Below are 13,523 nucleotides of genomic sequence, written 5' to 3'. Positions count from 1 at the left end.
TTGTTTAGAAAAGATGAACCTCCTTGCATTAAGTTAAAAATAATATCTTCTAATACACATTGCCAATGTACGAGTAATGACAATTCATTTTTTAATAGTGTTAATGCAGGAAGAAGCGCTAAACCAGAGTGAAGTAATAAAGCTAATTGTTCTAATAATTGAATTCGATATTGTTTATCAGCATCTTGAAATAAAACAATTTTATATAAACGGATATTGATGGGCGTTTTTTGTTGTTGAGTCAAGTTAATAAATGCTTCGTTATTCGAGGACGCAAGTATTTTTCCTGTACACCACTCCCCTTGATACGTTAATGCATCATAGCGATAGATTAGCTGTAGTCTCATTCAATATCTCCTAGTGTTTGATAAACCTCCTCAAGTGTCGTTATTCCTTGTTTAATTAATGAAAAGCCGGAGTAGAATAAATGATAAGGGGATGACTGTGTTTGTTTAGATGGCTCAAAGCAGTCATAGATAGCTGTTCTTCCGCTATATCCTGAACAGCATTGTTGGCAACCAACGGCTTGCCAATTGGGTAATTCGACCATTTCTTTATTTATATTAATATGCTGTTTATCGAATAAGCATATTTTACAGTGTGGGCATAAACAACGAACTAATCGTTGTGAAATAATTAAACTAACACAGGAATGAATAAGATCTTTTTCAATACCTAAGTTATGTAGACGCATTAATGTCGATGACGCCGAATTGGTATGTAAGGTTGATAATACTAAGTGCCCTGTTTGTGCTGCTTTTATTGCCATTTCAGCAGTAGATTGATCACGTATTTCTCCTACCATAATAATGTCAGGATCTTGGCGTAGTAATGCCCGTAATATTGTCGTGAATGTGATCCCTGATTTTTCAGAAATTTGAATTTGATTAATACCCTTCAGAGGTAATTCAATCGGATCTTCAACACTGTTTATATTTAGGTTCTCTTTATTTAAATAGTGTAAGCAACTGTATAAAGTGAGTGTTTTTCCGCTTCCCGTTGGTCCTGTAACTAAAATCATTCCTTGCGGTAAGTTTAAATATTTCTTTAATAGCGTTAAATGCGAGGGTTGAAAGCCTAGATGATTCAATTCTGGTTGTTGTAAATTATTTATAAGCCGTAGAACAATTTTTTCACCATACAGTGTGGGGAGTGTCGCTATTCGTATTGAATAGTTTTTTTCATGATAAGACCAACTAAATTGTCCATCTTGAGGCAGTCGTTTTTCTGCAATATTTAAGTTAGAAAGTACCTTTAATCGAGTGACTATTTCTTTAGAAAATTCATCTGGCGGAGACGATAATAGATATAAATGATTATCTATCCTAGCGCGAATTCTTACACTGGTTTGTTGAGGCTCTATATGTAAATCAGAGACGCGTTTTAAAATACTTTCACGTAATAAATGCTCAATAAATTCTGTTGCAGAGTGTGTGATATCCATTCTTCACCTCTATATACCTTTTGATTTATCTACGTTATTTTCAATGTGTAACGTGCGTAATAGGAACACTCAATATGAGTGCTCCTTTCAATCGAAAGCACTAATATGATTTTAAAATCTCACTGCACTGCTTTTGCAACGTAAGACTTTTTGCTGAACACTGTATCCTCCATTTCGGAAGGGGCTCGTTAACACTTTTTTCTAAAGACATTGTGATCGTTAGACCCTCAAGCTGTGATTTCCCTGTTGCGCTAATCACGCCGTTTCGTACATTAATATCGGACAAATATCGACTATGAAATTGTTGCGGCATAAAGGTTGAATCAGAATGACAGTGTTGAGGATCGTTTTCATAACGACATAATTCTATTGCCGAACGATAGGGTGATAGTGTTTGTAATACATCGGTTAATGCGGCTTTTTGGATATAACCTTGATAGGCAGGAATAGCAACAGAGCTTAAAATCGAGATGATAGCAATCACAATCATAAGTTCCATAAGGGTAAAACCATTTTCATTAGATTGATAATTAAGTACATTCATCTAGCGTCCTCCTTGAGTAATAGACACTAGAAGTATGAAAAAAAAAGGGCTTTATTAGCGAATAAATAAAATAAAGTTTGAGTAAAATATCGAAAAGAAAAAAGGAGAGATACATATTTTAACCCTTATTATTGAGGGGAACGTTTCGCATTTATTGGATGAGTCTGAGTTAATAAAGCTATTGATAATGGCTAAAACAAAATAAAAGAGGGGTGATATGGAAATTAAACAAGGTTGGCTAATCGATGCTAGACGGGTTCCTTCACCTAATCATGATAAGAGACCTGAAGGTGAGATTCCTTCTTTATTAATTGTTCATAATATCAGTTTACCGCCAGGCCAATTTGGTGGTCCTTATATTGACCAACTTTTTACCAATACATTGTCAGAGCAAGAGCACCCTTTTTTTAGTGAGATTGTTAACTTAAGAGTATCGGCTCATTGTCTTATTCGTCGAGATGGAGAAATTGTGCAATATGTGCCTTTTACTGAGAGGGCATGGCATGCTGGTATTTCTTTATATAAAGGCAGAGAAAAATGTAATGATTTCTCCATTGGTATTGAGCTTGAAGGCACTGATGAGTGTGATTTTACCCAGCAGCAATATCAACAATTAGTGAAAGTAACTCAATCGCTTATTGCGCTTTATCCTGCTATTGAAGAAAACATTACCGGGCATAGTGATGTTGCACCAAATAGAAAAACCGATCCGGGACCTCACTTTAATTGGGCTTATTACCGCAGTTTGTTAACGAAATAACGTTTTGTTTGAATATAAATTTATTTGTGTTGGTTTTTAATTCAAAATAATATTGCTGTCACGCTTCAGTTTGACTGTTTATGTGTTTAAAAAACGTTTAAAAAAATTTATTTTTTAAGGTATCTAGATAATGCGATCTAGTTATCACTTTTTATGAATTTTTAAAATAATTTGTTAAAATTTGCAGGTTTTTATGATTTCGCTCAACAACTGTATGGACAGTTAGTGAATACTTTGTTACTTTATTATCCGTTATATTAAATTGGTATTACCAATTGACAACTCAATCACTAAGGTAATAGTTATCCAATAATGGCTTCTAGCAATATGGCTTATACAAAAATCCGCCAACCTAAGCTTTCTGATGTTATTGAGCAACAGCTTGAACATCTGATTTTAGAAGGTACTCTGCGTCCGGGAGAGAAACTCTTACCTGAGCGTGAACTGGCGAAACAATTTGATGTATCTCGGCCTTCATTGCGTGAAGCTATCCAAAAATTAGAAGCTAAAGGTTTTTTACTCCGTCGCCAAGGCGGTGGTACTTTTGTTCAGCACAATCTCTGGCAAAGTTTTAGTGATCCTTTAGCTCAACTGCTTAGCGGGCACCCCGAATCTCAATTTGATCTTTTAGAAACTCGTCATGCACTCGAAGGTATTGCTGCATATTACGCAGCATTACGAGGTACAGATGAAGATCTTGAACGTATTAAAGCTAGCCATGACTGCATTTTGAAAGCCCATGAAGAAGGGGATTTAGCCGCTGAGTCTGAAGCCGTATTGCAATATCAATTAATTGTTACGGAAGCTGCTCATAATGTTGTTTTATTGCATCTATTACGATGCATGGTGCCCATGCTTGAGCAAAATATCCGCCAGAATTTTGAGTTTCTTTACACTCGTAAAGAGATGTTAACTGCAGTAAGTGAGCATCGTCGTCAGATTTATCAGGCTATTATTAATAGAGAGCCAGAAGCTGCGCGTGAAGCATCGCATCGCCATTTGGCCTTTATTGAAGATGTTTTGTTGGATATGAGTCGTGAACATACTCGCCGTGAGCGTTCTTTGCGCCGGCTACAACAACACCCTGATTTATTTTAGTAGCACAGATCCTGACCGCTGAGTCTGTACTACCTATCGCCCTGTGATTTTCAGGGGAAGCGGTAATAACAGCAGGGCCTATCTTCCCGTCATATCAATTGGGTATAACGGGAAGATAGGCTCCCATAACCATTAAAAACAGATAACAGATAAGGAATACACCATGTCAGATATGCTGAAAAATGACGTGGATCCGATCGAAACTCGCGACTGGTTACAAGCGATCGACTCGGTCATCCGTGAAGAAGGTGTTGAGCGTGCACAGTTCCTGATTGATCAGGTATTAAAACAAGCCCGTAATGGTGGTCTTAATATTGCTTTAGGCGGTTCTGTACACAGTGATTATATCAATACCATTCCTGCTGAAGATGAACCCGCTTACCCTGGCAATCTGGAATTAGAGCGTCGTATTCGTTCTGCTATTCGCTGGAACGCAGTAATGATGGTTCTGCGTGCATCCAAAAAAGATTTGGAACTCGGCGGACACATGGCGTCATTCCAATCTTCTGCAACTTTATATGAAGTGTGTTTTAACCATTTCTTCCGCGCACATAATGAAACTGATGGCGGCGACTTAGTTTACTTCCAAGGTCATATCTCCCCAGGTATCTACGCTCGTGCATTCTTAGAAGGTCGTTTAACTGAAGAGCAATTAAATAACTTCCGTCAAGAAATCGGTGGTAAAGGTCTATCTTCTTATCCACACCCTAAATTAATGCCTGAGTTCTGGCAGTTCCCAACCGTTTCTATGGGTCTGGGACCACTATCTGCAATTTACCAAGCTAAATTCCTGAAATATTTGAATCACCGTGGCTTAAAAGATACAACTAAACAAACTGTTTATGCGTTCTTAGGCGATGGCGAGATGGACGAGCCAGAATCTAAAGGTGCTATCACCATCGCAGTTCGCGAAAAATTAGACAATCTGTGTTTCGTGATTAACTGTAACTTACAACGTCTTGATGGCCCAGTTACAGGGAACGGAAAAATTGTTAACGAATTAGAAGGTATCTTCGCAGGTGCTGGCTGGAACGTTATCAAAGTTATGTGGGGCGATCGTTGGGATGAGCTTCTGCGTAAAGACACTTCCGGTAAACTCATTCAATTAATGAATGAAACTCTGGATGGTGACTACCAGACATTTAAATCTCGTGACGGCGCTTATGTCCGTGAGCATTTCTTCAATCGTTACCCAGAAACTGCCGCATTAGTTAAAGATATGACTGATGATGAAATCTGGGCATTAAACCGTGGTGGTCACGATCCGAAGAAAGTTTTTGCTGCATTCCAAAAAGCAAAAGATACTCAAAACCAACCAACTGTTATTTTAGCTCAAACCATCAAAGGTTATGGTATGGGTGAAACAGCAGAAGGTAAAAATATTGCTCACCAAGTTAAAAAAATGAACATGGATGGCGTTCATCATTTCCGTGATCGTTTCAATATTCCTGTTGCTGATGAGCAAATCAAAGATCTGCCTTATATTACTTTTGATAAAGAATCAGAAGAATACAAATATCTGCATGCACGTCGTCAGGATTTAGGAGGTTACCTACCTGCTCGTCGTCCACGCTTTGACGAAAAACTGGATATTCCAACACTAGAAGATTTCAGCCAATTACTGGAAGAACAATCTAAAGAGATTTCAACAACTATCGCATTTGTTCGTGCCCTGAACGTGATGTTGAAAAACAAATCTATCAAAGATCGTTTAGTACCAATTATTGCAGATGAAGCGCGTACTTTCGGTATGGAAGGTCTGTTCCGTCAAATCGGTATTTATAGTCCGAATGGCCAACAATATACGCCTCAAGATCGTGAGCAAGTTGCTTACTATAAAGAAGACGTTAAAGGTCAAATTCTGCAAGAAGGTATCAACGAACTGGGTGCTGGCGCATCTTGGTTAGCAGCTGCAACATCTTACAGCACTAACAATCTGCCAATGATCCCATTCTATATCTACTACTCCATGTTTGGTTTCCAACGTATCGGCGACTTATGCTGGGCTGCGGGAGACCAACAAGCACGTGGTTTCTTAGTCGGTGGTACTTCAGGTCGTACAACACTTAACGGTGAAGGCTTACAGCACGAAGATGGTCATAGCCATATTCAATCGCTGACTATTCCTAACTGTATCTCTTATGATCCAGCATTCGCTTATGAAGTTGCTGTTATCATGCAAGACGGTTTAGAGCGTATGTATGGTGATAAACAAGAAAACGTTTATTACTACATCACTACATTGAACGAAAACTACCATATGCCAGCAATGCCAGCAGGTGTTGAAGAAGGTATCCGTAAAGGTATCTATAAACTGGAATCTCTGGAAGGCGCGAAAGGTAAAGTTCAGTTACTGGGTTCAGGTTCTATTCTGCGTCACGTTCGTGAAGCAGCGCAAATCCTGTCTGCTGAATACGGTATTGGTTCTGATGTTTATAGCGTAACTTCATTCACTGAATTGGCTCGTGATGGTCAAGATTGTGAACGTTGGAATATGCTACACCCATCTGAAGCACCACGCGTACCTTATATCGCTCAAATTATGAATGATGCGCCAGCTGTTGCATCTACTGACTACATGAAACTGTTCGCTGAACAAGTTCGTACTTATGTACCAGCAGATGATTACCGCGTATTAGGTACAGATGGTTTCGGTCGTTCTGATAGCCGTGAAAACCTGCGTCACCATTTCGAAGTTGATACTTCGTATGTGATTGTTGCTGCATTAGGTGAATTAGCTAAACGTGGTGAGATTGATGTGAAGGTTGTTGAAGAAGCAATCAAAAAATACAACATCAACCCTGAAAAAGTAAATCCACGTCTGGCGTAAGAGGTAAAGTGAATGTCTATTGAAATTAAAGTCCCAGATATCGGTGCTGATGAAGTTGAAGTCACCGAAGTGATGGTGAAAGTGGGCGACCGCATTGAGGAAGAACAATCCTTAATCACCGTAGAAGGCGATAAAGCGTCTATGGAAGTTCCATCACCACAAGCGGGTGTGGTTAAAGAGATTAAAATTGCCGTGGGCGATAAAGTCCAAACTGGCTCTCTTATCATGATTTTTGAAGCAGAGGGTGCCGCGCAAGCAGCACCTGCTCAAGAAGCCGCACCAGCACCTTCTGCTGCGGCACCCGCAGCTAGCGAACTAAAAGAAGTTCACGTTCCAGATATCGGCGGTGACGAAGTTGAAGTAACTGAAGTCATGGTCAAAGTGGGCGATAGCATTGCTGAAGAACAATCACTGATTACTGTTGAAGGTGATAAAGCTTCAATGGAAGTTCCAGCACCGTTTGCTGGTGTAGTGAAAGAAATTAAAATCGCAACAGGTGATAAAGTGAGCACAGGCTCTCTTATCATGGTATTTGAAGTTGCTGGTAGCGCACCTGTTGCTCAAGCCGCACCCGCTCCAGCAGCATCTGCACCAGTAGCATCTGCTGTGAAAGAAGTGAATGTTCCAGATATCGGTGGTGACGAAGTTGAAGTGACTGAAGTGATGGTAAAAGTAGGTGATTCCATCTCTGAAGAACAATCGCTGATCACGGTTGAAGGTGATAAAGCTTCAATGGAAGTTCCTGCACCATTTGCAGGTGTGGTTAAAGAGATCAAAATTGCAGTGGGTGACAAAGTGAAAACGGGCTCACTGATCATGATGTTCGAAGTTGCTGGTGCTGCTCCAGCTCCTGCAGCTCCAGCCGCTGCCGCACCTGCTCCAGCAAATTCTACACCAGCAGCACCTGCGAAAGCACAAGCGCCAGCACCAGCAGCAAAAGAAGAATTTGTTGAAAATGATGCTTACGTTCATGCAACGCCTGTTATTCGCCGTTTAGCACGCGAATTTGGTGTGAATTTAGCGAAAGTAAAAGGGACAGGTCGTAAAGGTCGTATCTTACGTGAAGACGTTCAGTCTTACGTGAAAGAGTTAATTAAACGTGCTGAATCAGCGCCTGCTAATGCAGGTGGCGGATTACCAGGCATGCTACCTTGGCCGAAAGTTGACTTCAGTAAGTTTGGTGAAATTGAAGAAGTTGAATTAAGCCGTATCCAGAAAATTTCGGGTGCTAACTTAAGCCGTAACTGGGTGATGATCCCTCACGTAAATCTGTTTGATGAAGCAGATATCACTGAGGTTGAAGAATTCCGTAAACAGCAAAATAAAGAAGCCGAGAAGAAAAAACTGGATGTTAAGATCACGCCGTTAGTCTTCGTCATGAAAGCAGCAGCGAAAGCACTGGCAGATATGCCACGCTTTAACAGCTCTATCTCTGAAGATGGACAGAAACTGATCCTGAAAAAATACATCAATATCGGTATTGCTGTAGATACACCTAATGGTCTTGTTGTTCCTGTTTTCAAAGATGTTAACAAAAAAGGCATTCTCGAACTGTCTTATGAGTTAGCAGAAGTTTCTAAGAAAGCACGTGCAGGTAAACTGACAGCAGCAGATATGCAAGGCGGGTGTTTCACCATTTCTAGCCTTGGTGGTATCGGTACTACCGGTTTTGCACCAATCGTTAACGCGCCAGAAGTTGCGATTATGGGACTTTCCCGTTCTTCTATGAAACCAGTATGGAATGGTAAAGAATTCGTACCACGCTTGATTTTACCAATGTCACTATCTTTCGATCACCGTGTGATTGATGGTGCTGACGGTGCTCGATTCATCACTCTGATTAATCAGTACATGAGTGATTTACGTCGTTTGGTAATGTAATTATTTAAACCGGTGCTTGGCGCCGGTTTCTCTGATTACGATGATGGATTTTACAGTCATACATCTTAGGTTGTGAGATCCGTCATGTTAGAGCGCTTTTCAGTTTATTAACATTTCTGTAAACTGCATGCGGTATGTAAGTCTCGGTGTTAAATATGGATTATCGTCTGACTCGCCGGACAAATAAATAATGAGGTCACGATGAGTACTGAAATTAAAGCACAGGTAGTGGTTCTCGGTGCAGGCCCTGCGGGTTATTCCGCAGCGTTCCGTTGCGCTGACTTAGGTTTAGAAACAGTTTTAGTTGAACGTCACTCTACGTTAGGTGGTGTTTGTCTGAACGTGGGTTGTATCCCTTCTAAAGCGTTACTCCACGTTGCTAAAGTTATCGAAGAAGCGAAAGCATTATCTGAACACGGTGTTGTATTTGACGCACCAAAAACAGATATCGACAAAATTCGCATCTGGAAAGATAAAGTTATCTCTCAGTTAACGGGTGGCTTAGCGGGCATGGCTAAAGGCCGTAAAGTGACTGTCGTTAATGGCGAAGCACGATTCACGGGTTCTCATACATTGTCTGTTGAAGGTGCCGAAGGTACAACGACCATCACGTTTGACAATGCAATCGTTGCTGCCGGCTCACGTCCAATCGAATTACCATTCATTCCACATGAAGACCCACGTGTATGGGACTCAACAGATGCACTGCAACTGAAAACCGTACCAGAGCGTTTACTGGTTATGGGTGGCGGTATCATCGGTCTGGAAATGGGAACGGTTTATCACGCTCTAGGTTCTCAGATTGACGTAGTTGAAATGTTTGATCAGGTTATTCCTGCTGCTGATAAAGACGTGGTTAAAGTATTTACCAAACGTATCAGCAAGAAATTTAACCTGATGCTAGAAACTAAAGTGACTGCTGTTGAAGCAAAAGAAGATGGCATCTACGTAACAATGGAAGGCAAAAAAGCCCCAGCAGAACCACAGCGTTACGATGCCGTTTTAGTTGCTATCGGTCGTGTACCTAACGGTAAACTGTTAGACGCAGGTAAAGCAGGTATCGAAGTTGATGATCGTGGCTTTATCCATGTTGATAAACAAATGCGTACTAACGTACCTCACATCTTTGCTATCGGTGACATCGTTGGTCAACCAATGCTGGCTCACAAAGGTGTTCATGAAGGCCACGTTGCAGCAGAAGTTATCTCTGGTAAGAAACATTACTTTGATCCTAAAGTTATTCCATCAATCGCTTATACTGAACCAGAAGTTGCATGGGTTGGTATGACGGAAAAAGAAGCGAAAGAGAAAGGTGTTAGCTATGAAGTGGCTTCTTTCCCTTGGGCGGCATCAGGCCGTGCAATCGCATCAGATTGTGCTGATGGTATGACTAAACTGATTTTCGACAAAGAAACTAACCGTGTTATCGGTGGTGCAATTGTGGGTTCTAACGGTGGTGAACTGTTAGGTGAAATCGGTCTGGCAATCGAAATGGGTTGTGATGCTGAAGATATCGCATTAACTATCCACGCTCACCCAACGTTATACGAATCAATCGGTATGGCTGCGGAAGTATTTGAAGGTAGTATCACTGACCTGCCAAATCCAAAAGCGAAAAAGAAAAAATAAGCGACTTGTTTACTGATTTACTGAAAACAGTTTAATAAAGTAGTTTAAATGATAAGGGCTAAGTTCTTTATAGAACTTGGCTCTTTTTTTATGCTTTTTTGTTGAGACAAGTATTGCGTAGTGATGGGGGAGTATTAGCGATTAGTCTTTCTTTGTTGTTTATTTAACCGTGAATTTTCGCTTTAAGTGCTAATTTGAGGATAAAAAAAAACTATAAAAAAGTGTGGTTATTAACCAAAAATCTTGGTTAAAAAGTCCCTGTTATATATTTTGTTTAAGTGTTTTAATCTGAATAAGTGGATATTTGAATCTGATTAATGTTACTTTTATGTGAACGAATTAACATCGTGTTGAAGATTTGCTATGCTGATAGCCCTTAGCTGGGCATAATTTTACAACCTCTTATGTTTTATGCGAGCAAAAGATCCTCTGACCTGGCATCCTTCAACAGACAGGGTGCAGACAGCCGGGTTATACAAAATGACAAAGAAGCGAGGAGACAGTCGTGCTAGAAGAATACCGTAAGCACGTAGCAGAGCGTGCAGCTGAAGGTGTCGTTCCAAAACCTCTCGATGCCACACAAACAGCCGCACTTGTTGAGCTATTAAAAAATCCCCCTAAAGGTGAAGAAGAATTTCTTCTTGATTTAATTGTTAACCGCGTTCCACCTGGAGTTGATGAAGCTGCCTATGTTAAGGCGGGTTTTTTAACTGCCCTCGCGAAAGGCGAAACCACATCACCACTTATCACACCAGAAAAAGCGGTTGAATTATTAGGCACTATGCAAGGTGGCTATAATATCCATGCTTTAATCGAATCTCTGGAAAATGATAAGTTAGCCCCAATTGCAGCCAAAGCGCTTTCTCACACATTACTGATGTTTGATAACTTCTATGATGTTGAGGAAAAAGCGAAAGCAGGCAATGTTTATGCTAAGCAAATTATGCAATCTTGGGCTGATGCACAGTGGTTTACTGAGCGCCCTGCATTAGCAGAAAAAATTACAGTTACCGTATTTAAAGTCACTGGTGAAACCAATACCGATGACTTATCTCCAGCACCTGATGCTTGGTCCCGCCCTGATATCCCATTACATGCCTTAGCAATGTTGAAAAATGCACGCGAAGGTATTGAACCTGACCAGCCGGGTAGCGTAGGACCAATTAAACAAATCGAAGCATTAAATAAGAAAGGCTTCCCACTGGCTTATGTTGGTGATGTTGTAGGGACTGGCTCATCACGTAAATCAGCAACTAACTCTGTACTTTGGTTTATGGGTGAGGACATTCCGTTTGTTCCTAATAAACGTGGTGGTGGCGTTGTTCTTGGCGGTAAAATCGCACCTATCTTCTTTAATACTATGGAAGATGCGGGCGCACTCCCTATCGAGGTCGATGTTTCTAAATTAAATATGGGGGATGTCATTGATATCTACCCATACAAAGGTGAAATTCGCAACCATGAAACGAATGAATTACTGGAAACCTTTGAACTGAAAACCGAAGTATTAATTGATGAAGTTCGGGCGGGAGGGCGTATTCCATTGATCATTGGTCGTGGATTAACATCAAAAGCGCGCGAATCATTAGGTTTACCGGTTAGCACATTGTTCCGTCATGCGAAACCTGTTGAAGAAAGCAACCGTGGTTTCTCACTCGCTCAGAAAATGGTAGGCCGTGCTTGTGGTCGTCCTGGTATTCGCCCAGGCGAATACTGTGAACCCAAAATGACTTCAGTAGGTTCACAAGATACAACAGGCCCAATGACTCGTGATGAGTTAAAAGACTTGGCATGCCTTGGTTTCTCTGCTGATTTAGTGATGCAATCATTCTGTCATACCGCGGCATATCCAAAACCGGTAGATGTTACAACACATCACACATTACCTGATTTCATTATGAACCGTGGTGGTGTTTCACTGCGTCCAGGCGACGGTATTATCCACTCATGGTTAAACCGTATGTTATTGCCTGATACTGTTGGTACAGGTGGTGACTCGCATACGCGTTTCCCTATTGGGATCTCATTCCCAGCAGGCTCTGGGTTAGTGGCTTTTGCAGCCGCTACTGGGGTTATGCCATTAGATATGCCAGAATCTGTTCTGGTACGTTTTAAAGGCGAAATGCAGCCAGGTGTGACACTGCGTGACTTAGTTCATGCTATCCCTTATTACGCGATCCAAGACGGTTTACTGACCGTTGAGAAAAAAGGTAAGAAGAACATTTTCTCTGGTCGTATTCTTGAGATTGAAGGTTTACCAGAACTGAAAGTAGAACAAGCATTTGAACTTGCTGATGCATCAGCAGAACGTTCAGCGGCAGGTTGTACCATTAAACTGGATAAAGCGCCTATTATTGAGTACCTGCAATCTAATATCATTTTACTGAAATGGATGATTGCTGAAGGTTATGGCGACCGCCGTACTATCGAGCGCCGTATCACTTCAATGGAAAACTGGTTGAAAGATCCGCAATTACTTGAAGCCGATGCAGATGCAGAATATGCGGCAGTGATCGAAATTGATTTAAATGAGATCAAAGAGCCAATTCTGTGTGCACCTAACGATCCAGATGATGCTCGCCTATTATCAGAAGTGGCAAACAGCAAAATTGATGAAGTCTTCATTGGTTCTTGTATGACGAACATTGGTCACTTCCGTGCGGCGGGTAAACTGCTTGATCAACACAAAGGTCAATTACCAACACGTTTATGGGTTGCTCCACCAACAAAAATGGATGCAGCACAATTAACGGAAGAAGGCTATTATAGCGTTTTTGGTAAGAGTGGAGCACGTATTGAAGTACCAGGTTGTTCACTCTGTATGGGTAACCAAGCGCGAGTTGCTGATGGTGCAACCGTTGTTTCAACTTCGACACGTAACTTCCCTAACCGCTTAGGTACAGGTGCAAATGTGTATCTGGCTTCCGCGGAGCTTGCGGCTGTGGCTTCATTATTAGGTCGTTTACCAGAGCCACAAGAGTATCTGGATTTCATGAATAAAGTGGATGAAACAGCTGAAGATACTTATCGCTATCTAAATTTTGACCAACTAGAGCAATATACAGACAAAGCAGACCAAGTTATTTTCCAAACAACGGTATAACGGTTAATTTATTGCTTTAAAGTATTTTATATGAACAAACGGGAGGCAAACGCCTCCCGTTTTTTGTTATTTTTGTCATAATAAGAATAAGATATTTTTTTTATTAAAAAAGCGAGAGCTTTATAAGGGGCGTACACCATGGATTATGAATTCAGCGAGATCTCACTGGCGGTATATTAGCCCGTTTTTCGGTGGATCATGAAGCTAAGTAGGCTATTGGTTGAATGATGAATT

At 40.9% G+C, this 13,523-nt stretch carries 8 protein-coding genes and 2 pseudogenes; 7 read left to right on the top strand and 3 right to left on the bottom strand.

Annotated elements, in window-relative coordinates; all coding sequences use genetic code 11:
• The 3 genes and pseudogenes from BHE89_RS20465 to ppdD all read right to left on the bottom strand — a co-directional run.
• Positions 1 to 347 (bottom strand): annotated as a pseudogene (locus BHE89_RS20465) (type II secretion system F family protein); the annotation flags it as partial.
• A complete protein-coding gene (locus BHE89_RS20460; protein ID WP_069367712.1) occupies positions 344 to 1,444 on the bottom strand; it encodes an ATPase, T2SS/T4P/T4SS family in 1,101 nt (366 codons plus the stop codon). The pseudogene BHE89_RS20465 and the gene BHE89_RS20460, both read right to left, overlap by 4 nt.
• Positions 1,445 to 1,544: 100 nt before the next feature.
• Positions 1,545 to 1,988, bottom strand: coding sequence for a prepilin peptidase-dependent pilin (gene ppdD / locus BHE89_RS20455; protein ID WP_069367713.1), 444 nt, complete (start codon positions 1,986 to 1,988; stop codon positions 1,545 to 1,547).
• A gap of 217 nt (positions 1,989 to 2,205) precedes the next feature.
• Here ppdD and ampD point away from each other — a divergent pair, with 217 nt between their 5' ends.
• From ampD to BHE89_RS20420, 7 genes and pseudogenes are all read left to right on the top strand, one after another.
• On the top strand, positions 2,206 to 2,748 hold the full coding sequence (gene ampD, locus BHE89_RS20450; protein WP_069367714.1) for a 1,6-anhydro-N-acetylmuramyl-L-alanine amidase AmpD: 543 nt from the start codon (positions 2,206 to 2,208) through the stop codon (positions 2,746 to 2,748).
• 327 nt (positions 2,749 to 3,075) lie between these two features.
• A complete protein-coding gene (gene pdhR / locus BHE89_RS20445) occupies positions 3,076 to 3,846 on the top strand; it encodes a pyruvate dehydrogenase complex transcriptional repressor PdhR (protein ID WP_069368021.1) in 771 nt (256 codons plus the stop codon).
• A 163-nt stretch (positions 3,847 to 4,009) separates the two neighbouring features.
• Positions 4,010 to 6,676 (top strand): pyruvate dehydrogenase (acetyl-transferring), homodimeric type, encoded by a 2,667-nt coding sequence (gene aceE, locus BHE89_RS20440; protein ID WP_069367715.1) that lies wholly within the window; start codon positions 4,010 to 4,012, stop codon positions 6,674 to 6,676.
• A gap of 12 nt (positions 6,677 to 6,688) precedes the next feature.
• Complete coding sequence (gene aceF / locus BHE89_RS20435) at positions 6,689 to 8,557, top strand: pyruvate dehydrogenase complex dihydrolipoyllysine-residue acetyltransferase (protein WP_069367716.1); 1,869 nt, start codon at positions 6,689 to 6,691, stop codon at positions 8,555 to 8,557.
• A 201-nt stretch (positions 8,558 to 8,758) separates the two neighbouring features.
• On the top strand, positions 8,759 to 10,186 hold the full coding sequence (gene lpdA / locus BHE89_RS20430) for a dihydrolipoyl dehydrogenase (RefSeq protein WP_069367717.1): 1,428 nt from the start codon (positions 8,759 to 8,761) through the stop codon (positions 10,184 to 10,186).
• A 505-nt stretch (positions 10,187 to 10,691) separates the two neighbouring features.
• Complete coding sequence (gene acnB / locus BHE89_RS20425) at positions 10,692 to 13,289, top strand: bifunctional aconitate hydratase 2/2-methylisocitrate dehydratase (protein ID WP_069367718.1); 2,598 nt, start codon at positions 10,692 to 10,694, stop codon at positions 13,287 to 13,289.
• A gap of 138 nt (positions 13,290 to 13,427) precedes the next feature.
• Positions 13,428 to 13,523, top strand: a pseudogene (locus BHE89_RS20420) (YacL family protein); the annotation flags it as partial.

The organism is Shigella sp. FC1967 (genome assembly GCF_001743005.1).
Lineage (GTDB): Bacteria > Pseudomonadota > Gammaproteobacteria > Enterobacterales > Enterobacteriaceae > Proteus.
Note: the sequence above shows the minus strand (reverse complement) of the source record. Positions and strands in the feature narration are given on the sequence as shown.

What these genes read in the sequence shown, in the direction of transcription:
- BHE89_RS20460 (WP_069367712.1), bottom strand. Translation starts at nt 1,444, where the DNA reads ATGGATATCACACACTCTGCAACAGAATTTATTGAGCATTTATTACGT.
- ppdD (WP_069367713.1), bottom strand. Translation starts at nt 1,988, where the DNA reads ATGAATGTACTTAATTATCAATCTAATGAAAATGGTTTTACCCTTATG.
- ampD (WP_069367714.1), top strand. Translation starts at nt 2,206, where the DNA reads ATGGAAATTAAACAAGGTTGGCTAATCGATGCTAGACGGGTTCCTTCA.
- pdhR (WP_069368021.1), top strand. Translation starts at nt 3,076, where the DNA reads ATGGCTTATACAAAAATCCGCCAACCTAAGCTTTCTGATGTTATTGAG.
- aceE (WP_069367715.1), top strand. Translation starts at nt 4,010, where the DNA reads ATGTCAGATATGCTGAAAAATGACGTGGATCCGATCGAAACTCGCGAC.
- aceF (WP_069367716.1), top strand. Translation starts at nt 6,689, where the DNA reads ATGTCTATTGAAATTAAAGTCCCAGATATCGGTGCTGATGAAGTTGAA.
- lpdA (WP_069367717.1), top strand. Translation starts at nt 8,759, where the DNA reads ATGAGTACTGAAATTAAAGCACAGGTAGTGGTTCTCGGTGCAGGCCCT.